At 53.4% G+C, this 20781-nt stretch carries 20 protein-coding genes; 6 read left to right on the forward strand and 14 right to left on the reverse strand.

Annotated features, from left to right (window positions below):
• Positions 1–11: 11 nt before the first annotated feature.
• Entirely contained in the window at positions 12–1265 is a 1254-nt protein-coding gene (locus ACLD4K_RS00980; protein WP_411011235.1) for an MFS transporter, read from the reverse strand.
• 119 nt (positions 1266–1384) lie between these two features.
• On the opposite strand from ACLD4K_RS00980, the gene ACLD4K_RS00985 reads away from it, so the two are divergent.
• From ACLD4K_RS00985 to bioD, 3 genes are all read left to right on the forward strand, one after another.
• On the forward strand, positions 1385–2284 hold the full coding sequence (locus ACLD4K_RS00985; protein WP_001019577.1) for a LysR family transcriptional regulator: 900 nt from the start codon (positions 1385–1387) through the stop codon (positions 2282–2284).
• A gap of 127 nt (positions 2285–2411) precedes the next feature.
• Complete coding sequence (mlc, locus tag ACLD4K_RS00990) at positions 2412–3632, forward strand: sugar metabolism global transcriptional regulator Mlc (RefSeq protein ID WP_411011236.1); 1221 nt, start codon at positions 2412–2414, stop codon at positions 3630–3632.
• A 125-nt stretch (positions 3633–3757) separates the two neighbouring features.
• Positions 3758–4453 (forward strand): dethiobiotin synthase, encoded by a 696-nt coding sequence (gene bioD, locus ACLD4K_RS00995; RefSeq protein ID WP_076726530.1) that lies wholly within the window; start codon positions 3758–3760, stop codon positions 4451–4453.
• Here bioD and clcB read toward each other — a convergent pair.
• From clcB to ACLD4K_RS01050, 11 genes are all read right to left on the reverse strand, one after another.
• Entirely contained in the window at positions 4409–5698 is a 1290-nt protein-coding gene (clcB, locus tag ACLD4K_RS01000) for a voltage-gated ClC-type chloride channel ClcB (protein WP_411011237.1), read from the reverse strand. The genes bioD and clcB overlap by 45 nt on opposite strands.
• A gap of 135 nt (positions 5699–5833) precedes the next feature.
• A complete protein-coding gene (gene osmV / locus ACLD4K_RS01005) occupies positions 5834–6982 on the reverse strand; it encodes an osmoprotectant ABC transporter ATP-binding protein OsmV (RefSeq protein ID WP_000593095.1) in 1149 nt (382 codons plus the stop codon).
• On the reverse strand, positions 6982–7629 hold the full coding sequence (gene osmW, locus ACLD4K_RS01010; RefSeq protein ID WP_000379677.1) for an osmoprotectant ABC transporter permease OsmW: 648 nt from the start codon (positions 7627–7629) through the stop codon (positions 6982–6984). The genes osmV and osmW overlap by 1 nt, the downstream gene beginning before the upstream one ends.
• Positions 7630–7638: 9 nt before the next feature.
• On the reverse strand, positions 7639–8541 hold the full coding sequence (osmX, locus tag ACLD4K_RS01015; protein ID WP_001211193.1) for an osmoprotectant ABC transporter substrate-binding protein OsmX: 903 nt from the start codon (positions 8539–8541) through the stop codon (positions 7639–7641).
• A gap of 28 nt (positions 8542–8569) precedes the next feature.
• Positions 8570–9280 (reverse strand): osmoprotectant ABC transporter permease OsmY, encoded by a 711-nt coding sequence (gene osmY / locus ACLD4K_RS01020; RefSeq protein WP_411011238.1) that lies wholly within the window; start codon positions 9278–9280, stop codon positions 8570–8572.
• 304 nt (positions 9281–9584) lie between these two features.
• Complete coding sequence (dmsD, locus tag ACLD4K_RS01025; protein WP_411011239.1) at positions 9585–10199, reverse strand: Tat proofreading chaperone DmsD; 615 nt, start codon at positions 10197–10199, stop codon at positions 9585–9587.
• Between the two features lie 42 nt (positions 10200–10241).
• Positions 10242–11099 (reverse strand): dimethyl sulfoxide reductase anchor subunit family protein, encoded by an 858-nt coding sequence (locus ACLD4K_RS01030; protein ID WP_000534698.1) that lies wholly within the window; start codon positions 11097–11099, stop codon positions 10242–10244.
• Position 11100: 1 nt separating this feature from the next.
• Positions 11101–11718 carry a dimethylsulfoxide reductase iron-sulfur subunit DmsB gene (dmsB, locus tag ACLD4K_RS01035; protein ID WP_000213069.1) on the reverse strand — a complete coding sequence of 206 codons (618 nt, stop codon included), beginning with the start codon at positions 11716–11718 and terminating at the stop codon, positions 11101–11103.
• 10 nt (positions 11719–11728) lie between these two features.
• A complete protein-coding gene (gene ynfF, locus ACLD4K_RS01040) occupies positions 11729–14164 on the reverse strand; it encodes a selenate/tellurate reductase subunit YnfF (protein WP_411011240.1) in 2436 nt (811 codons plus the stop codon).
• Between the two features lie 101 nt (positions 14165–14265).
• Positions 14266–16704, reverse strand: coding sequence for a selenate/tellurate reductase subunit YnfE (ynfE, locus tag ACLD4K_RS01045; protein WP_411011241.1), 2439 nt, complete (start codon positions 16702–16704; stop codon positions 14266–14268).
• 156 nt (positions 16705–16860) lie between these two features.
• Positions 16861–17169 carry a DUF1161 domain-containing protein gene (locus ACLD4K_RS01050; RefSeq protein WP_000975516.1) on the reverse strand — a complete coding sequence of 103 codons (309 nt, stop codon included), beginning with the start codon at positions 17167–17169 and terminating at the stop codon, positions 16861–16863.
• Between the two features lie 103 nt (positions 17170–17272).
• On the opposite strand from ACLD4K_RS01050, the gene ACLD4K_RS01055 reads away from it, so the two are divergent.
• Positions 17273–17983, forward strand: a complete 711-nt coding sequence (locus tag ACLD4K_RS01055; protein WP_411011242.1) for a YnfC family lipoprotein — start codon at positions 17273–17275, stop codon at positions 17981–17983.
• Between the two features lie 40 nt (positions 17984–18023).
• Here ACLD4K_RS01055 and speG read toward each other — a convergent pair whose 3' ends face one another.
• Together speG and ACLD4K_RS01065 are read right to left on the reverse strand one after the other, a co-directional pair.
• Positions 18024–18584 (reverse strand): spermidine N1-acetyltransferase, encoded by a 561-nt coding sequence (gene speG, locus ACLD4K_RS01060; RefSeq protein ID WP_000199997.1) that lies wholly within the window; start codon positions 18582–18584, stop codon positions 18024–18026.
• A gap of 35 nt (positions 18585–18619) precedes the next feature.
• Complete coding sequence (locus tag ACLD4K_RS01065; RefSeq protein WP_001066440.1) at positions 18620–18961, reverse strand: DUF1283 family protein; 342 nt, start codon at positions 18959–18961, stop codon at positions 18620–18622.
• Between the two features lie 152 nt (positions 18962–19113).
• Between ACLD4K_RS01065 and ACLD4K_RS01070 the strand changes: the two genes are divergently transcribed.
• On the forward strand, positions 19114–19440 hold the full coding sequence (locus tag ACLD4K_RS01070) for a YnfA family protein (protein ID WP_000921389.1): 327 nt from the start codon (positions 19114–19116) through the stop codon (positions 19438–19440).
• 121 nt (positions 19441–19561) lie between these two features.
• Positions 19562–20776 carry a starvation-sensing protein RspA gene (gene rspA, locus ACLD4K_RS01075; protein ID WP_115396055.1) on the forward strand — a complete coding sequence of 405 codons (1215 nt, stop codon included), beginning with the start codon at positions 19562–19564 and terminating at the stop codon, positions 20774–20776.
• Positions 20777–20781: the final 5 nt, after the last annotated feature.

Consider the following 20781-nt stretch of genomic DNA (forward strand, 5'->3'; position numbering starts at 1 on the left):
ATTATTTCTTTTCAGGCGTGAAGACGATGATGTAACCGCGTCCCGACCAGGATGGCCAGCACCAGCATTAGCGCGATAAAACCACCTACGCCGTTCCAGCCATAACTATGCCAGAATACGCCGCCTAGCGTCCCGGCGATACTGGACCCCAGATAATAGCTGAAAAGATAAAGTGACGAGGCCTGTCCCTTCGCCCGGCGCGCACGCGGGCCAATCCAACTACTGGCCACGGAGTGCGCGGCGAAAAAGCCGGCGGAAAAAAGCAGCATCCCGGCAAAAATCAGCCAAAGCGAGGTAAAAAGCGTCAGTAAAAGCCCGCACAGCATTACTGCGGTAGAGAACAGCATCACCGGCCCCCGGCCATAGCGTGAGGTCATTGCGCCAGCTTTCGGCGAACTCCATGTGCCGGTGAGATAGGCTACGGATAACAGTCCGACCACGGCCTGGCTTAATTCCCAGGGGGAGAGCATCAGGCGATAACCAATGTAGTTAAACAGGGTGACGAACGCGCCCATCAGTAAAAAGCCTTCCGCAAACAGCAGAGGTAACCCCCGATCGCGCCAGTGGAGACGGAAATTAATAAACAGCGTTTTAGGCCGTAGCGACGTGGGACGGAAATGTTGCGAGGCGGGTAAAATCTTCCAGAACATCAGCGCTGACGCTAGCGCAAAGCATCCGATGGCCGCCAGCGCGATGCGCCAGTTAAAAAAGTCGGTCATGACGCCGCTTAATAAACGCCCGCTCATCCCGCCGATGGAATTACCGCTAATATAGAGCCCCATAGAGAAAGCGACAAAGCTGGGATGGATTTCTTCGCTCAGGTAGGTCATTCCCACCGCGGCGACGCCGCTTAACGACAGACCGATCAGCGCGCGCATAATCAGAATACCATGCCAGCTGGTCATCATGGTTGATAACAATGTGCAGCAGGAGGCTAATAACAAGGCGGTGACCATCACCGGTTTACGGCCTATCGCATCAGAAAGCGGGCCGGTAAAAAGTAAGCCAATAGCCAGCATGGCGGTAGAAATAGAAAGTGAAACGCTGCTGCTGGCGGGGGAGACGCCAAACTCCTGGGAAAGTACCGGTAGTATAGGCTGAACGCAATAAAGGAGCGCGAAAGTCGCCAGGCCCGCGGAAAAAAGGGCCAGCGTGACGCGCATAAAAGATGCTGTACCGCGTTTAATAAATTGAACCGGCTGAGAATGGCGTTGTTCATCGATATCGCTCGCCGTGGCGTCATCGAGAATAGTTGTACGACTCACGTGAAATCCTTGCTTTACATCTCCGTCAACAGGAGACGGGTATAACCGACATGTAAAGCATAGAAAAAGCAAAATATTCTGTCTAATATATTAATTGTCTCAAATAAGACGTTAAAAATATGAATATCGAATTACGTCATTTACGTTACTTTGTGGCGGTAGCAGAAGAATTGCATTTTGGTCGCGCCGCCGCGCGCCTCAATATCTCGCAGCCGCCGCTCAGTCAGCAGATACAAATTCTGGAGCAGCAGGTCGGCGCGCGATTACTGGCGCGGACCAACCGCAGCGTAGCGTTAACCGCCGCCGGGCGACAGTTTCTGGTGGATAGCCGACACATCCTGAGTCTGGTAAACGACGCCGCCGCTCGCGCCGAGCGGTTGCACCAGGGCGAAGCGGGTGAAATCCGTATTGGCTTTACGTCTTCAGCGCCTTTTATTCGGGCGGTATCGCATACCTTTTCGCTGTTCCGCCAGTCCTATCCGGGGGTGCATATGCAAACGCGTGAAATGAATACGCGTGAGCAAATCGCGCCGCTCAACGAAGGCGTACTGGATATTGGCTTGCTGCGGAATACGCCGCTGCCCGACACACTTAATCGCGAGGTGATTTTGCATGAGCCGCTTATGGCCATGATCCCGCGCGAACATCGGCTGGCGCAAAAGCCGGTCGTCAGTCTGACAGAACTGGCGGAAGAACCTTTCGTCTTTTTCGATCCGCATGTCGGGACGGGCCTCTACGACGATATTCTCGGCCTGATGCGGCGCTATAACCTGTCGCCGACCATCACGCAGGAGGTTGGCGAGGCAATGACCATTATCGGTCTGGTGGCGGCGGGACTGGGTGTCTCGATTCTGCCGGCATCCTTTAAGCGTGTACAGATGAGCGAGATGCGCTGGGTTCCCCTGGCAGAAGAGGACGCCGTATCTGAAATGTGGCTGGTATGGCCGAAGCATCATGAACAGAGTCATGCCGTGCAGCGGTTTTGCCAACTGCTATTACTGGCTGCCCGACGGGATTAATTACGCTTAAAAAGGGTGAAAATGTGCAGTTAATCACACGGCTAAGCAAAAAGTTGACGGCGAGTATTGAAGTGTTTCACCATAGCACACAGATTATTTCGGAGCGCGAAAATAAAGGGAGTGAGCGGTGGTTGCTGATAGTCAGCCTGGGCATATCGATCAAATTAAGCAGACCAATGCTGGCGCAGTGTATCGCCTGATTGATCAGCTCGGACCGGTATCGCGAATTGACCTGTCTCGTCTGGCGCAGTTGGCGCCTGCCAGTATTACGAAAATTGTTCGCGAAATGCTGGAAGCGCATTTGGTTCAGGAACTTGAAATTAAAGAGGCGGGCAGTCGTGGACGTCCCGCCGTCGGGCTAATGGTGGAAACGGAAGCCTGGCACTATTTGTCTATACGTATTAGCCGTGGCGAAATTTTCCTTGCGCTGCGCGATCTTAGCAGCAAACTGGTGGTAGAAGAGTGTCTGGCGCTGCCGTTAACCGAAGCCACGCCGTTGCTTGAGCGAATTATTACGCACGTTGATCGGTTTTTTACCCGCCATCAGCAGAAACTGGAGCGTTTGACCTCCATTGCCATTACGTTACCGGGCATTATCGATACCGAAAACGGCGTTGTGCATCGGATGCCGTATTACGAAGATGTCAAAGAGATGCCTTTGGGAGATGCGCTGGAGCGGCACACCGGCGTACCGGTTTACATTCAGCATGATATTAGCGCATGGACGATGGCAGAGGCGCTTTTTGGTGCCTCACGCGGCGCGCGCGACGTTATCCAGGTGGTGATTGATCATACTGTGGGGGCGGGCGTTATCACCGACGGTCATTTGCTTCATGCGGGCAGTAGCAGTCTGGTGGAGATTGGGCATACCCAGGTCGATCCTTATGGTAAGCGCTGTTATTGCGGTAATCATGGCTGTCTGGAGACCATAGCCAGCGTCGATAGCGTGCTGGAACTTACGCAGCTTCGGCTTAATCAGTCGATGAGTTCAATGTTGCACGGCCAGCCGTTAACGGTAGATTCACTGTGTCAGGCGGCGATACAGGGAGATCTATTAGCAAAAGATATTATTAGCGGCGTTGGCGCGCATGTCGGACGCATTCTGGCTATCATGGTGAATTTATTTAATCCGCAAAAAATTCTTATTGGTTCGCCGCTAAGTAAAGCGGCTGATATCCTTTTTCCGGCCATTGCTGACAGTATCCGTCAACAGGCGCTGCCCGCCTACAGTAGGAACACGGTAGTGGAAAGCACGCAGTTTACCAACCAGGGCACGATGGCCGGGGCGGCGTTGGTAAAAGACGCGATGTATAACGGCTCTTTGTTGATTCGTCTATTACAGGGTTAACATTTTTTAACTGTTGTACAAAAATTTGCGCTAACTCAAGCTGATTGCCCTTGCCATATCTTAGACTTTCTCCACTGTATTATTTTCCTGGTTTATATTTTCGAAGCATAACGGTGGAGTTAGTGATGCTGAAGCGTTTCTTTATTACAGGTACAGACACTTCTGTTGGGAAGACGGTGGTTTCCCGCGCATTACTACAAGCGTTAGCGTCGGGTGGTAAGAGCGTTGTAGGGTATAAACCTGTCGCTAAAGGGAGCAAAGAGACTCCAGAAGGGATGCGCAACAAAGACGCTCTGGTATTGCAAAGCGTCTCTTCGCTGGAATTGCCGTATGAGGCGATTAATCCGATCGCGTTAAGCGAAGAAGAAAGCAGCGTCGCGCATAGCTGTCCTATAAATTACACCTTGCTGTCCAACGGTCTGGCAAGCCTGAGCGATAAAGTGGACCACGTTGTCGTGGAGGGCACTGGCGGCTGGCGTAGTTTGATGAATGATTTACGTCCATTGTCCGAATGGGTGGTACAGGAACAATTACCGGTATTGATGGTGGTAGGGATTCAGGAGGGGTGCATTAATCATGCGCTACTGACTGCGCAAGCTGTCGCTAACGATGGACTGCCATTAATTGGCTGGGTAGCGAATCGTATCAATCCTGGCCTGGCGCATTATGCTGAAATCATTGATGTGCTTGGGAAAAAACTGCCAGCGCCGCTGATTGGCGAGCTACCGTACCTGCCGCGTGCCGAGCAGCGCGAGCTGGGGCAGTATATTCGTTTGTCAATGCTCGGCAGCGTGCTGGCGGTAGATAGAATCATGGCGTAACGTTCGCGAGAGCACTGACGCGACTACACAGGCAATCAGCAGACCGGGGAGTAACTGATACTCGCCGGTCATTTCACAAATCATCAGGGTGGACATTATCGGCGCATGGGTTGTCGCCGCCAGTAGCGTCGCCATACCCGCCAGCCCCAATAAAATCGCTATTTCATCCGAGCCTGGCAGCCAGAATCCCCATATCCGACCCAGCAACATTCCAATTGATAATCCGATAAATAATGTTGGCGTAAAGACGCCGCCCGGCGCGCCAGACCCGCTGCTGGCGAGCACCGCCAGGATTTTGCACACAAAAATTCCGCCAATCAGCGAGAATAGCGGTGGGGAGAGCAAAAATGATTGTACGACGCTATAGCCGTTTCCCCATACCGTGGGCGTGAGTAACGACAGTAATCCGACAATAAGCCCCCCCAACGCCAGTTGCCAGGGCGGGGACAGTTTTAAGCGTAAGAAACTTTTATGGCTGGCCGTCATCAGCCACATCAGCAACGGGCCGCACAGACCGGCGACCAGGCCGGTACTGACTATCATGACGTACTCCCGCGCGTGGAGATCAACGGTCAGATGCACGGTATAGAGTAGTGAATCGCTACCGTTTAATACATGGGTGGTTAGCAGGGCGACGACGGCGGAAACGACAACCGGGCCGAGGGAAGCCAGCATTAAGGTACCGAACAGGATTTCCGCGATAAACAGGCTGCCCGCCAGCGGCGCATGGTAAGCGCCCGCCATGCCCGCAGCGGCGCCGCTGGCGATCCATAATTTCCATTCCTCACGCGGCGTGAAGCGTCGGGCAAAGCTGGATGCCGCCAGCGCGGCGAGGAGGATCATTGCGCCTTCGCGACCAATTGCGCTGCCGCTGACCACGACCAGCAGCGAGGCCAGCGATTTCACCAGACTGGCGCCAACGTCAAATTGCCCGTCGGTTTGCAATGCTTCCATATAGTCAGTGGGCGCATGGGGGCGCTGTTGGTTCATTTTTTGCCACCCCCACAGCAACAGACCAGCGGCCAGGCCGCCAAGCACTGGCGTAATCAGCCGTCGCCAGGGCGAAAGCCCCTCAGCCGCATTCACCAGACTGCCGGTGTCATTACTCAGAAAAATCCACTCCAGCAATTGCATCGCATGACGGAAGGCGGCGACAGCCAGCGCCGCGAGAATACCGATGAGCGTAGCGATCAGCAGGCGACGAAACATCGCGCGCAGATCCGGGTAAGCGTGTAAATGATGCATAAGCGGGTAAACAGGGAGTTTCAGGATAGCTTATTCTGCGGGGAAATGGCGTCAGACGCAAAAGCACTATGTGCGATATAATATTGCATACAATAATGATATTGCCGGATAGCGAGAGGCCATCCGGCGGCAGCGTTAGCTGCTTTCGTGAATATTTAGCGCCCGACGCGTGCGGCCTGAGCTGAGATAGTCGGCGATGTAATCCTGAGAGATTTCACCGTTATAGCGTCCGTCTTCATCAACGATCGGCATCCAGCTGGTATTACTTTCGTACAATCTGGACAGCACAATACGCAGGTTATCTTCCGCTTTGCCCGTAATACGGAAAGGATGGGTGATATCGGCGCAGGTTCCACTGGCGTTCCGCGCTTCCCGTCGCTTCACAAATCCCAGTGGCTTACCGTCGTTGTCAATGACGGTAATGGCGCGAATATCGTGATCATCCATAATGCCGAACGCCTCGCTTAACGGCGTGGAAGGCCGCGCGGTAATGGTTGGCTGTTGGTCGGTAACATCGCCTGCGGAGACCAGTAGCAAACGCTTTAACGTTCTGTCCTGACCGACAAACGACCCGACAAACTCGTTAGCCGGTTTGGCCAGCAGTTCATCAGGACTGGCGCACTGTACAATTCGCCCCTGACGGAACACGGCGATACGGTCGCCGAGCTTTAGCGCTTCGTCGATATCATGGCTGACCAGCATCACGGTCTTTTTTAGCTTACGCTGCATATCCAGAAACTGGTTCTGGATCACTTCGCGGTTAATAGGGTCCACCGCGCCGAAGGGCTCATCCATCAGCAGTACCGGCGGATCGGCGGCCAGAGCGCGGATCACGCCAATACGCTGTTGCTGTCCCCCGGACATCTCTTTTGGATAGCGATGCAGAAATTTTCTGGCATCCAGCGCCACCATGTCCATCAACTCTTCGGCGCGTTGCTTGCAGCGCGCTTTGTCCCAACCCAACATGCGCGGCACAACGGTAATATTTTCTTCAATCGTCATATTAGGAAACAGGCCGATTTGTTGGATAACATACCCAATATTGCGGCGTAGCGTTACCGTATCCATATCGTTGGTATTCTCGCCGTTGATAAGAATATTACCGCTGCTGGGCGCGATCAGCCGGTTGATCATCTTTAACGTGGTGGTTTTGCCGCAGCCGGAGGGACCGAGTAAGACGCACATTTCGCCTTCCGGCACGTTCAGGTTGACGTTGTCGACGGCTTTTAGCGGCTGACCCTTTTTCTGTACAAATTGTTTGGTGAGATTTTCCAGTTTTATCATTATCGTATCCCCTTAGGTGTCAGTACGACTTGCAGACGATGCAACAGCCAGTCAAGCACAATCGCCAGTAGACAGATCATCAGCGCGCCGGCAATTAACATGCGAATATCGCTGCCGCTAATGCCGTTTAACAGTAGCAGCCCCAGACCGCCAGCGCCGATCACCGCGGCAATCGCCATTACGCCGATATTCATCACTACCGCGGTGCGGATACCCCCGAAAATAACCGGCAAGGCCATTGGGATTTCGACCCAACGCAGCCGTTGCCAGAAAGTCATACCGATGCCGCGTCCCGCTTCACGCAGACCGGGCGGCAAACTATCAAGCGCAGTATGGGTATTACGGACAATCGGCAGTAAAGAGTAGAGAAAAACAGCCGTCACGGCGGGCAGAACGCCAATACCATGTCCGATCAGCGAAAAGAGCGGGATCATTAACCCAAACAGCGCGATAGACGGAATGGTAAGAAGTAGCGTGGCGGCGCCCAATACCGGCGTTGCCAGCCATTTGTGGCGTACAATCAAAACGCCTAACGGTACGCCGATGATAATCGCCAGACCGACGGCCAGCGCGACCAGCCAGAGATGCTGAAAGGTAAGGCTGGCGAGATAGCCTGCGTTATCCAGCATATAATGTATCGTATCCATAGGCGCTCCTTACAGCAGACCTTTGTCCTGCAAAAATTGATGGGCTACCTGTTGCGGCGTGCGATGCTCGATATCGACCTGGGCGTTTAGGGTCGATATCACATCGTTATTGAGCAGGCCGGAAAGGGTGTTTAAGGCGTCATCAAGGCCAGGATTGGCTTCCAGCACCTCTTTACGCACCACTGGCGTGACAGCGTAACTTGGGAAGAAGCCTTTATCGTCTTCCAGCACTTTCAGATCAAACCCTTTCACCCGTCCGTCGGTGGTATAGACCAGCCCGGCGTCAACCAGCCCATCCCGAACGGCGTTATAGACCAGCCCTGGGTCCATCTGTCGTATTTGCGGGCGATCAAGCTGCATCTGATAGGCTTGCTGAAGGGGCTTCATCCCGTCGCTGCGCCCGGCAAATTCCAGATCGAGGCCGAGCATCCAGTTGTGGTCAGGATCGTTCTGCCGGACTTGTTCGATTTTTGCCACCATTTGCGAGATGGTGGTGATATTTTCCGACTCGGCGCGTTTGCGCTGCATCGCGAACGCGTAAGTATTGTTCATGTCAGCCGGTTTGAGCCATACCAGGCCCAGCTTCGCATCCAGGCGTTTTACCGTGTCGTAGGTTTCCTGTGGACTCATGCGCTTGTCGATACGGTTGAAAATAATCAGCGATGTACCGGTATATTCCCAGGTAATATCAATTTGTTTATTCACCATCGCATTACGTGAAATCACCGCGGCGATATTGGTTTGCGGCTGAACCTGAAAGCCTTTCTTCTGCAAATACTGAACGGTCATAGCGGAAAGAATATGCTGCTCGGTAAAGCTTTTGGTGGCGAGAACCAGCGGCGCGGCCTGCGTTTGGCTACTGAACAACAGCGTTGCGGCAAGCCATCCCAACAGGTGTTTTTTGAATCTCATTTAACGCTCCTTATTGTTATTTATGCGTTCAGACGGTATGAGGGCTAAGGCGTCGCCCAAACCAGGCAAGCAGAGTGTCAAGAATCAGCGCGAATAACGCCGTGGCCGTTGCGCCGAGGATCAACGTCGGAAAATCGTTGAGATAAATCCCCGGAAAAATCAGCTCGCCGTAGCTGCTGGCGCCGATCAGAAAGGCCAGCGGCGCGGTGCCGACATTGATGGCGGTCGCGATGCGAATACCGGACAGCATCACTGGCCACGCATTAGGTAGATCTACCTGACGAAGCCGCTGCCATTTTGTCATCCCAATCCCGTTCGCCGCTTCAATCAGTGAGGCGGGAACGGAACAGAGGCCCGCATAGGTATTGCGGACGATAGGCAGAAGGGAGGCCAGAAATAGCGCGACAATGGCGGGCGTATCGCCGATCCCGATAATCACCATCGCTAAGGCCAGAACGGCCAGCGGCGGCAAGGTATTACCAACATTAAAGATTTGCATGACATATTCAGCAAATCCTTTTGCCGCAGGACGGCTGAGTAAAATCCCACTCGGGATACCGACCAGTAAAGCAAAAAACATGGACGTAAAGACCAGCATCAAATGCCGTTGTCCGAGATACAGCAGATCGACCTGACGCGCTTTCAGCGTCTCCAGACCGATTCCCCAGATAAACAGCGCCAGTAACAGCAAAATGACGATAGTGAACCCAAGTACACGTTTTAGGGTGAGGGTGTGCATTGCGGTGTGTCTCCCTGTTTGCATGTGTTATGGCGACGTTAAGAGTCGCGTGTTGTTATGCCATGTTCCGGCAGGGTGCTTTGAGCTATAGCAACAGGTTGGGAAGGATTCCAGCGAAGCGTGATGTTTAACACTATTAAACATCTATTAACAATTATGCTGTGCCCTTATGCGGCTTAGGGTGAACATTCACGATAAAGAATTATCTTAAAAATAGAAACGGGGTGTGACGTTGTCACTTTTTGTAGATAAAAATAGGCCGCAATGGGAGAAAAGGCAGGTAAAATCCTGCCTTTTGTGGGGATTAACGGAATAACGGTTTTACAGCGACGGGAATAATGAGTTGAGCTTGCCATTGCGCCAGCGTCAGACGCGCCAGTTGCCCCAACGCCTGATAAAACGGATGCCCGGCATGATCGATAAATACGTCCAGAAAGCGGGACGACCACGGAAACAGATGCCAGGCCAGGAGTTGTTCGCATTTATGATGACGGCCATTCTCGGCAAGCCAGGCCGCCAGCAGCAACAGCGACCCAAAATGATCTTCTGGCTCGTTTTGCTGCATTTCAAACTGAATTCCGTTTTCGCGCATCCACTGACGTAGCGCCAGCGTAGAATCGCCAAATAATACGCTCTCACGATCCAGCCAGACGGAACCCCACGGCGGAGACGGCAGAGCGTAAGGGCCGATAAACAGACGCTGCCAGGCCTGTGGCAACGACTCTTCGCTATGGGTCTTAAACATAGCCGCCACAGGCGCAAGCGCCTTGGCATCAAGCGGCCACTGCGCCTGCCAGTCGTCGGTTAATAGCGCCTGGACCAGAGGAGCGGTTTCGTGGCTTTCCGGCGAATAATAAAACAACGCGCCAAGAACACGCGCCGTTACTGCAAAATCATCACGTTGTAAAAAAGTGGTCATTCAAACAATCCCGAAAGGTGCGGGTCGCCCCGCACGCATAAATTAACCTGCGACGGCCATACCTACGGTCATATGCAGGCCATAAAAAAGTCCGCGGCCAATAATTTCGCCTGCCAGCACCAGCACGACACCGAGCAGCAAACCAACGGTATGCGGTTCGCGGCGACGGATTAGCGGACATAGCCAGCAGCCTAATCCGGCAGCAAGCAAGACAATGCGCCAGACCTGTAGCATACCGTAATCCGGTGCGAGATGGCTGGCCTGTTGCACGGAACTGTGAATGGTTGAGAGAGACAGTCCTTGTAGTACGATGACCGCCACGCACACCACCAACGCCAGGCCGCTAATACTGGCAAACGTCACGCTGCAAAATGGGACGCGCGCGATGCGTAGCAGTAGCGCCGCAAACACCGGGCCGCACAGGAATGCCGTGAGGAAAAAGGCCAGCGTGGTGTAGCCATTATACCAGGTTGGCACGGTATCTATCTGATAAACGAGCGTCATTGCCCAGATGAATGCAACGCCGAGCGCCATACTGACCAGCAGCCACACTTTACCCAGCGCTGGGGGCATTTTACCGAGTACCGCCACCAGCCACCAGATGCCGCCTACGGCAAAGAACACCGATCCTGCGGCGATTTCATTACTCAGTGCGGAAGCGCCTACGCGGTTAAGCGAGTTAAACGCGCGCATCGGCGAGCCGAGATGCATAATCGACGCGAGGAATCCCAGTCCCATCACCAGCCACAGAAAAAACATGCTGCGCACGATGCGCTGACGGGCGATGGTATCGTCTTTTGCCGTCAGCCAGCCCAGTCCGCTAACGATTAACGCGCCGACCACGCACTGACCAAAGACCGTGAAGATCATCAACGGCCATTCATGCCATCCACTTCCCATCTTATACCTCCTTCGGATTGGCCAGATAACCGGTAGTGTCCCCGGTCGGGCGGCTGTTGGCGTTGGGTTTAATCACAATATTCGGCTTCGTGAAATGCGCGCGCGGCAACGGCGCGACGGCAGCCAGCTCACCGTGTTTTTTACGCAGTTCGTCTATCGGGCCAAAATCCAGCGCCCGCAGCGGGCAGGATTCCACGCAAATCGGTTTCTTGCCTTCCGCCACCCGGTCATAACAGCCGTCGCACTTGGTCATATGACCTTTGGCCGCGTTGTACTGCGGCGCGCCGTACGGGCAGGCCATGTGGCAGTAGCGGCAGCCGATACAGACCTCTTCGTTCACCACCACAAAACCGTCATCGCGCTTGTGCATCGCGCCGCTCGGGCAGACTTTGGTACAGGCCGGGTCTTCGCAGTGGTTGCATGAAATGGAGAGATAATAGGCAAAGACGTTCTGGTGCCAGACGCCGTTATCTTCCTGCCAGTCGCCGCCCGCATACTCATAAATGCGGCGGAAGCTGACATCCGGGGTCAAATCTTTGTAGTCCTTGCAGGCCAGTTCGCAGGTTTTGCAACCGGTGCAACGGCTGGAATCAATAAAAAATCCATACTGGGTTGTCATCGGTTACTCCTTACGCCTTTTCAACCTGAACAAGATTACTGTGTGACGGATTACCTTTCGCCAGTGGGGAAGGCCGGTGCGACGTCAGAATGTTAATGGAGCCGCCGCGATCGACTTTGTCGCCAAACATGTCGGCATTTAACCAGGCGCCCTGGCCGATAGCGGTGACGCCAGGCAATATGCGCGGCGTGACTTTTGCCAGAATGAGCATCTCTCCATTCTGGTTAAAGACCCGCACGGTGTCGCCATGCTGAATGCCGCGCGCTTGCGCATCAATCGGGTTGATCCAGATCTCCTGCGGACACGCCTGTTGCAGGACGTCGATATTGCCGTAGCTGGAGTGGGTACGCGCTTTATAGTGGAAGCCGGTTAGCTGTAGCGGGTAGCGCTGACGAAGCGGATCGTCCCAACCGTCAAAGCCTGGCGTATAGGCGGGTAAAGGATGGATAATCTCATCTTTCTTCAGCTCCCACGTGTTGGCGAGGGTTGCCAGACGCTCGGAATAGATTTCGATTTTACCGGACGGCGTTTTCAGTGGGTTGGCGGCAGGGTCTTCGCGGAATGAGCGGAAAGCGACGTAGTGCTCCTCCGGGCATTTTTTCTTGAAAATCCCTGTCTGTTTCATCTCTTCGTAATCCGGCATTTCCGGGTTACGCGCTTTGGTTTTTGCGTGCAGGTATTTGACCCACTCATGCTGCGTGCGGCCTTCTGTGAAGGTCTGGTATACGTCCGGACCAAGCCGTTTAGCCACTTCACTGAGCGTCCAGTAAATGGGCTTTCTTTCAAATTTCGGCGAGGTGGCGGGCTGACCAAGAATGACATAGCCCATATTGCCTGCGGATTCGTGGGAAATCAGATCTTCCTGCTCGGTCGGCATTAAATCAGGCAGCAGAATGTCGCAATATTTTGCCGACGCGGTCATAAAGTGCTCGATGCCGACGATCATTTCACATTTACTGTCGTCCTGAAGCACCTCGTGGGTGTGGGCGATATCGCCATGCTGATTGATCAGCGTATTACTGGCGTAGCACCACAAAAATTTGATCGGCACGTCGAGCTTGTCTTTTCCCCGCACGCCGTCGCGTGTGGCGGTCATTTCCGCGCCATGATCGATAGCGTCGGTCCAGGTAAAGACCGAAATCTGGGTTTTTACCGGGTTCTCAAGCATAGAAAACCATTCGACGCCCAGATCCCAGGTGCCTTCGCGCACGCCGGAATTACCGCCATTTATGCCGACGTTACCGGTGAGTACAGACAACATGGCGATTGCGCGTGCGGTCTGCTCCCCGTTAGAGTGGCGTTGCGGTCCCCAGCCCTGGCAAATGTAAGCCGGTTTCGCCGAGCCGATTTCCCGCGCCAGTTGAATGATTTTTTCCGCCGGAATACTGGTAATCTGCGCGGCCCATTGCGGCGTTTTGGCGATACCGTCGTCGCCCTGACCCAAAATATAGGCTTTATAGTGCGCGTTACGCGGGGCCGAGGCGGGCAGAGTGGTTTCGTCGTAGCCGATGCAGTATTTATCCAAAAACGGTTTATCAATAAGATCTTCGGTAATCAGCACCCAGCCGATTGCCGCCGCCAGCGCGCCATCGGTACCTGGGCGAATCGGCAGCCACTCGTCTTCGCGGCCGGCGGCAGTGTCGTTATAACGCGGGTCAATGACGATCATCCGGGCGTTGGAGCGTTCGCGCGCCTGTTCGACATAGTATGTCACGCCGCCGCCGCTCATACGTGTTTCCGCAGGGTTATTGCCAAACATCACCACCAGTTTTGTATTGGCGATATCATCCGGACTGTTGCCGTCGTTGCCGCCGAACATATAGCTCATGGCCGCGCTGATTTGGGCGGTGCTGTAGCTACCGTAACGGCTGAGATAGCCGCCGCAGGCGTTCATCAGGCGATACGGTACGTTAGAATTGGTAATATTGCCGCCGTCCACGCCGGTACCGTAAAGCACATGTACCGCTTCGTTGCCGTAGTCCTTGAGGATACGTTTCAGGTTATCGCCGATGGTATCCAACGCTTCATCCCAACTGATACGTTCGAATTTGCCTTCTCCACGTTTACCAACGCGTTTCATCGGATATTTCAGGCGATCGGGATGATTCATCCGGCGACGAATAGAGCGACCACGCAGGCAGGCGCGTACCTGATGGTTGCCATATTCATCATTGCCCGTGGTATCTGATTCAACCCAATATACGGTGTCATCTTTTACGTGCAGGCGCAGCAGGCAGCGGCTGCCGCAGTTAACGGTACATGAACTCCAGACCGCTTTTTCTGCCACATTGCCAGATGCGAGGTCTGCTGCGGCGTGGGCGATGCGGGAGAACGGAAGGGTGAAAGCGCTACTGGCAAGCGCAAGGCTACCGATAGCGGAGGTTTTCACCAGGCTTCGTCGGCTGATACTGGCCGCCATTAATGCCTCAGGGTTGGTGATTTTCATAACAGCTCACTATGCTCATCCAAAAAAAAAGAGTTTTAAATGTTGTTGTGTTCGCAAAACGGGGAGCTCCGGGCGCGTAAAAACGTCCCGGAGCAGGCGGCTTAGATTTTTTCGATTTCCACCAGATTTGTATGTTGAGGATTCCCTTTTGCCAGGGGGGAAGGACGCAGCGTCGTGAGCGTATTGATGCAGGCGCCGTGATCAATTTTATCGCCAGCCATATCCGCATTATGCCATGCGCCCTGACCCATCGCGCTGACGCCCGGCAGAATACGCGGCGTGACTTTGGCGGGTAGACGCACCTCTCCACGATCGTTAAAGACGCGAACCTTATCGCCATTCGCGATACCGCGTTTTTGCGCATCGAGCGGATTTATCCACACCTCCTGGCGACAGGCGGCCTGCAGAACATCAATATTGCCGTAGCTTGAATGGGTACGGGATTTATAGTGAAAGCCAAACAGCTGTAGCGGGAAGGTGCTCCGTTTCGGATCGTCCCATCCTTCAAAAGTAGGGGTATAAATCGGCAGTGGGCTTATCACGTCGCCTTCCGCCAGCTCCCAGGTACTGGCGATGTGGGCGAGTTTGCTTGAGTAGATTTCGATTTTACCGGACGGTGTTTTTAACGGATTGGCCTGCGGATCTTCACGAAATTTTTTATAGGCGACAAAATGGCCGTTGGGATCTTTGCGTTTATAGATGCCCATTTTTTTTAGCTCGTCATACGCGGGCAATGCCGGATCTCTTGCCTGCATTTTGGCGTACAGATATTGCAGCCATTGCGCCTGGGTACGGCCTTCGGTAAACCGCTGATACACATCGTCGCCGAGGCGTCTGGCGATTTCGCTGAGTACCCAGTAGATGGGCTTGCGTTCGAACTTAGGCGTCGTCGCCGGTTGAATAAAAATCAGATATCCCATATTGCCGGCGTAATCATTGGGGATGATATCTTCCTGTTCGACGGTCATGAGATCCGGCAGTAAAATATCGGCGTACTTCGCGGAAGAGGTCATAAAATTGTCGATGACCACAATCATTTCGCATTTCGTTTCATCCTGAAGAATTTCATGGGTTTTATTAATATCCGAATGCTGATTAATCAGGGTGTTGCCAGCGTAGTTCCATAGAAATTTGATCGGGACATCCAGCTTATCTTTGCCGCGTACGCCGTCGCGCAGGGCGGTCATTTCCGGGCCGCGCGCAATGGCGTCCGTCCAGCTAAAGCAGGAGATGGCGGTTTTAACGGGATTCTCCAGGACCGGCAGACGTTCAATGGTAATGGTGTAAGTGGATTCGCGTGCGCCGCTATTACCGCCATGAATGCCGACGTTGCCGGTCAGAATCGGTAACATGGCGATGGCGCGAGCGGTTTGTTCGCCGTTCGCCTGACGCTGCGGGCCCCAACCCTGACAGATGTAGGCCGGCTTGACGCTACCTATCTCGCGCGCCAGTTTGATAATCCGATCGGCGGGGATGCCGGTAATATGCGATGCCCACTGCGGCGTTTTGGCGATACCGTCCTCGCCCTGGCCCAAAATATAAGCCTTATAATGGCCATTGGGGGGCGCGTCAGCCGGAAGGGTCTTTTCATCGTAGCCGATGCAATAGTTGTCGAGAAAAGGCTGGTCAACGAGATTTTCGTTAATCAATACCCAGGCAATTCCCGCCACCAGCGCGGCATCGGTGCCGGGGCGAATCGGTATCCACTCGTCTTCACGTCCGGCAGCGGTATCGGTATAGCGCGGATCTATCACGATCATGCGCGCATTTGAGCGTTCACGCGCTTGCTCCAGAAACCAGGTAATGCCGCCGCCGCTCATGCGTGTTTCAGCCGGATTATTGCCGAACATGACCACCAGTTTACTGTTTTCGATATCAGACGTGCTGTTGCCGTCGTTGGAGCCATAGGTGTAGGGCATGGCGCAAGAAATTTGCGCGGTACTGTATGAGCCGTATTGATTCAACGAACCGCCGTAGCAGTTCATCAAGCGCTTCACCGGCGAGGCGGCAGGCGACGAGCGGGTTATGTTGCCGCCTACGATGCCGGATGAATAGTGGATATAGACGGCTTCATTGCCGTAGGTCTCTACGGTCTTTTTCAGGCTGGCGCTAATGGTGTCCAGAGCTTCCTGCCAGCTAATGCGTTCAAATTTGCCTTCGCCGCGGCGGCCAACGCGTTTCATGGGATAGTTAAGGCGATCCGGATGGTTAATGCGCCGACGGATTGAACGGCCCCGCAGACAGGCGCGAACCTGATGATTGCCGTAGACATCGTCGCCAGTGTTATCAGTTTCAACCCACCAGACTTCATTATCTTTTACATGCAGACGCAGGGCGCAGCGACTGCCGCAGTTGACCGAACAGGCGCCCCAGACGATTTTATCTTCTTCGTTGCGCATGGCCTGCTGCACCGCCGCGGCCGCGGTACGCATCCCAAACGGTAAAGATACGCCTCCGGCAGCCAGCGCCAGTGTGCCAAGCGCCGCTGATTTCACTAACGTCCTGCGGCTAACGCCTGTTTGTTGCTTTTCTCCGGGCATCACTCACTCCATTGTCGTTATTGTTTCGCTATATATTGATAACTATAACGAAATTATTAACATGCTAATGATGTAATGAGTTTACCCCTTTGGGAGTAAGTATTATTAATCCATGTCAAAGAGCGTTACCCTCCGGACCCGGAGGGCAGGAGGAAGTTATTGCGGTTCGGCGGATGAACCGTCCTGAGCGGGAGAGGTATTGGCTGGCGCATTGCCGCTGCTGGTGCGGGTATAAAGAATTTTATGCGTGTCGTTCGCGCAATGGCCCACCACCTGTGAGTCCGGCTGATCGGCCTGGTCGTTAGGAACGATAGTGAGCGTAAAATTATCCGCCGGCACGCCGTTATTGATGATACGTTGTTCAATATCGCTTTTTACTCTCTCGCACGATCCCGGTGCCGCCATCACCAGCGAGGGGGCGCTAACTAACGCCAGAGCGGCTATTGCAGTTGCGATTTTCATCATGAACTCCTGTGATTAATGACGATGTTCTAAGCTTAGCATTTTTCGTGTAAATAACTGTATTTGCTAATATGATGATAAATATCTTTTCATCCTGGTGACACGCGTGAAGAAACCCCTTTTACTGACGTTATTGTGCATGATACTGGCAGGTTGTGATAATCCGAAATCCCCTGAGGCTTTTACGCCGGAAATGGCCAGTTTTTCGAACGAATTTGATTTTGATCCATTACGTGGTCCGGTAAAGGATTTCAGCCAGACATTGATGAGTGAGAATGGTGAAGTGGCGAAGCAGGTCACCGGTACGCTTTCACAGGAAGGCTGTTTTGATACGCTTGAGTTACACGATCTGGAGAATAACACGGGGCTGGCGCTCGTGCTGGATGCCAATTATTACCGGGATGCTCAGACGCTGGAAAAAAAGGTGCAGTTACAGGGGAAGTGTCAGCTGGCGGCGTTGCCTTCGGCGGGCGTGACCTGGGAGACGGACGACAACGGTTTTGTGGTATCGGCGACGGGCAAAGAGATGAAAGTCGAGTACCGCTATGATAGCGAAGGCTATCCGCTAGGTAAGACAACGATAAACTCGCAGAATACGCTCTCTGTGACGGCACAACCCTCCGCGGACCCCCGTAAAAAACTGGATTACACGGCAGTCAGCCGGGTGGATGATCGACAGGTCGGCAACGTCACACAGAGCTGCGAATATGATGCGTACGCGAACCCTGTTGACTGCCGGCTTGTTATCGTCGATGAGAGCGTTAAGCCGGCAGTGTCCCACCATTACACCATTAAAAATCGTATCGATTACTACTAAACCGGGCGCGGTGCGATTCTCCGTGACTACCGCGCCGCGTTTACTGCGCGGTGGGTTTCAGGAGCGTAGAACCGGACGTTTTATGTTCATCCAGATACTGCTGCTGGAAGATACACATGCGGATGGTGTTACGGTATTCGCCGTTAATGAAGAACTCATGAATCAGCTCGCCTTCTACTCTAAACCCGAGTTTACGGTAGATGTGAATCGCTTTTTCATTCTCTTTATCGACGATCAAATACAATTTATAGAGATTGAGTACGGTAAATCCGTAATCCATCGCCAGTTTGGCCGCGCGTGACGCCAGGCCTTTTCCCTGGTACTCCGGCGAGATAATAATCTGAAATTCCGCCCGCCGATGCACATGGTTAATTTCCACCAGTTCTACCAGCCCGGCGTTTTCACCGTCACATTCGACGACAAAGCGCCGTTCGCTTTGGTCGTGGATGTGTTTGTCGTAGAGATCCGACAGTTCGACAAAAGCCTCATATGGCTCTTCAAACCAGTAACGCATAACGCTGGCATTATTATCAAGCTGGTGGACAAATCGTAAATCTTCACGCTCAAGCGGGCGCAGTCTGACCTTGTAGTCACTTGTCATACTGTATCCTTACACTTCCTTTTAGTTATCCTGCATCAGGGCGTAATAACGCGACCTGTACGACGATCCAGACACCGCAGCGTATTGGGTTCCCAATAGGCGTTGATGTTGGCGCTTTGCTCGCATTTATCGCGGTTATCAAAGGCGGCATCGGCTTTGTCCCACTCTTTTTCTGCGCGGGTATTCACTTTCTGACGCAGACTGCGAGTGTCGTTCCATTGTTCTTTTTCCATCGCCGCTTCCTGACGACTTTGTGCGCTATCTCCCGATTCAATCACCAGTTTACTGGTTTCAGCGAATGCGGAAGTAGTATATACAACGGCCGCCAACGTAAGCATTGCCGTCAGGCACAGGCGTTTGCTCAGCGTATTGTTCATCACAACATCCTTTCATTAGAGGGGAAAAAGCGGTAAACCACCTGTAAATTCTACACCAATCCTTATGCCTGGCATATACACAAGAATGGCCGGATAACCGTAACGATATTCTGTTGTATTATCACTTATCATTTCGTAACCAAATGAATCTCATGCTAAAGACGACTCTGCTTTTCTTTGTCACCGCCCTCTGTGAAATCATTGGATGTTTTCTTCCCTGGCTATGGCTTAAGCGCGGCGCCAGCGTGTGGTGGCTTCTGCCCGCCGCCGCGTCACTTGCGTTATTCGTCTGGCTTTTGACCTTGCATCCGGCGGCGAGTGGGCGGGTTTATGCGGCTTACGGTGGGGTATATGTCTGTACTGCGCTCCTGTGGTTACGTGTTGTCGATGGCGTCCGGCTCACGGTTTATGACTGGTGCGGCGCGCTGATCGCGCTGTGTGGAATGCTGATTATCGTCGTCGGATGGGGACGTACGTAACATTGCCGCGCGACCAGAACATTTTGTGATCTGGCAGCGCTTTTTACATTAATATACTTGTATGGTAGTAGCTCAGTTGGGTAAATTTCCTGCATCCCATAATGCGATGTAAGGAATAAACATGAAGATTGTAGGGGCTGAAGTTTTTGTTACGTGTCCAGGGCGTAACTTCGTCACCTTAAAGATAACCACGGAAGACGGGATCACCGGTCTGGGGGATGCCACCCTGAACGGACGCGAGCTCCCGGTGGCCTCGTACCTTACCGATCACCTGTGCCCACAGCTCATCGGGCGGGATGCTCGCCGCATCGAAGATATCTGGCAGTTCTTCTACAAAGGCGCGTACTGGCGCCGTGGCCCTGTCACCATGTCCGCCATTTCCGCGGTTGATATGGCGCTATGGGATATTAAAGCCAAAGCCGCCAATATGCCGTTGTATCAGTTACTCGGCGGCGCTTCTCGTGAAGGCGTCATGGTGTATTGCCATACCACAGGCCACACCATCGACGATGTGCTGGAAGACTACGCGCGTCATAAAGAGCAAGGGTTCAAAGCAATCCGCGTGCAGTGCGGCGTTCCGGGGATGAAAACCACCTACGGCATGGCGAAAGGCAAGGGGCTGGCCTATGAGCCCGCGACAAAAGGCCAGTGGCCGGAAGAACAATTGTGGTCAACGGAAAAGTATCTCGATTTTACGCCAAAGCTGTTTGACGCCGTGCGTAATACGTTTGGTTTTAATGAACATCTTCTGCACGATATGCATCACCGGCTGACACCTATTGAGGCTGCCCGCTTTGGCAAATGTATTGAAGACTATCGTTTGTTCTGGATGGAAGATCCGACGCCGGCTGAAAATCAGGCGTGCTTCCGCCTCATCCGCCAGCATACGGTCACGCCGATTGCGGTAGGCGAAGTCTTTAACAGTATCTGGGATTGCAAACAGCTCATTGAAGAGCAATTGATTGACTATATCCGCACCACGATTACCCATGCCGGTGGTATTACCGGGATGCGCCGCATTGCCGATTTTGCCTCGCTCTACCAGGTGCGTACCGGTTCGCATGGGCCGTCCGATCTGTCGCCGGTTTGTATGGCCGCGGCATTACATTTCGACCTGTGGGTGCCTAACTTTGGCGTGCAGGAGTATATGGGCTACTCCGAACAGATGCTGGAGGTTTTCCCGCATAACTGGACGTTCGAGGGCGGCTATATGCATCCGGGCGACAAGCCAGGACTGGGCATTGAGTTCGATGAAAAACTGGCGGCGAAATATCCGTACGATCCAGCCTATTTGCCGGTGGCCCGCCTGGAAGACGGCACACTGTGGAACTGGTAAGGAGC

The sequence above is a fragment of the Salmonella sp. 741265055_HSA genome (genome assembly GCF_046569525.1).
Lineage (GTDB): Bacteria > Pseudomonadota > Gammaproteobacteria > Enterobacterales > Enterobacteriaceae > Salmonella > Salmonella enterica.

Coding starts and splice junctions, on each gene's coding strand:
- ACLD4K_RS00985 (WP_001019577.1), top strand. CDS start 1,385: ATGAATATCGAATTACGTCATTTACGTTACTTTGTGGCGGTAGCAGAA.
- bioD (WP_076726530.1), top strand. CDS start 3,758: ATGCTGAAGCGTTTCTTTATTACAGGTACAGACACTTCTGTTGGGAAG.
- clcB (WP_411011237.1), bottom strand. CDS start 5,698: ATGCATCATTTACACGCTTACCCGGATCTGCGCGCGATGTTTCGTCGC.
- osmV (WP_000593095.1), bottom strand. CDS start 6,982: ATGATAAAACTGGAAAATCTCACCAAACAATTTGTACAGAAAAAGGGT.
- osmW (WP_000379677.1), bottom strand. CDS start 7,629: ATGGATACGATACATTATATGCTGGATAACGCAGGCTATCTCGCCAGC.
- osmX (WP_001211193.1), bottom strand. CDS start 8,541: ATGAGATTCAAAAAACACCTGTTGGGATGGCTTGCCGCAACGCTGTTG.
- osmY (WP_411011238.1), bottom strand. CDS start 9,280: ATGCACACCCTCACCCTAAAACGTGTACTTGGGTTCACTATCGTCATT.
- dmsD (WP_411011239.1), bottom strand. CDS start 10,199: ATGACCACTTTTTTACAACGTGATGATTTTGCAGTAACGGCGCGTGTT.
- ACLD4K_RS01030 (WP_000534698.1), bottom strand. CDS start 11,099: ATGGGAAGTGGATGGCATGAATGGCCGTTGATGATCTTCACGGTCTTT.
- dmsB (WP_000213069.1), bottom strand. CDS start 11,718: ATGACAACCCAGTATGGATTTTTTATTGATTCCAGCCGTTGCACCGGT.
- ynfF (WP_411011240.1), bottom strand. CDS start 14,164: ATGAAAATCACCAACCCTGAGGCATTAATGGCGGCCAGTATCAGCCGA.
- ynfE (WP_411011241.1), bottom strand. CDS start 16,704: ATGCCCGGAGAAAAGCAACAAACAGGCGTTAGCCGCAGGACGTTAGTG.
- ACLD4K_RS01050 (WP_000975516.1), bottom strand. CDS start 17,169: ATGATGAAAATCGCAACTGCAATAGCCGCTCTGGCGTTAGTTAGCGCC.
- speG (WP_000199997.1), bottom strand. CDS start 18,584: ATGACAAGTGACTACAAGGTCAGACTGCGCCCGCTTGAGCGTGAAGAT.
- ACLD4K_RS01065 (WP_001066440.1), bottom strand. CDS start 18,961: ATGAACAATACGCTGAGCAAACGCCTGTGCCTGACGGCAATGCTTACG.
- ACLD4K_RS01070 (WP_000921389.1), top strand. CDS start 19,114: ATGCTAAAGACGACTCTGCTTTTCTTTGTCACCGCCCTCTGTGAAATC.
- rspA (WP_115396055.1), top strand. CDS start 19,562: ATGAAGATTGTAGGGGCTGAAGTTTTTGTTACGTGTCCAGGGCGTAAC.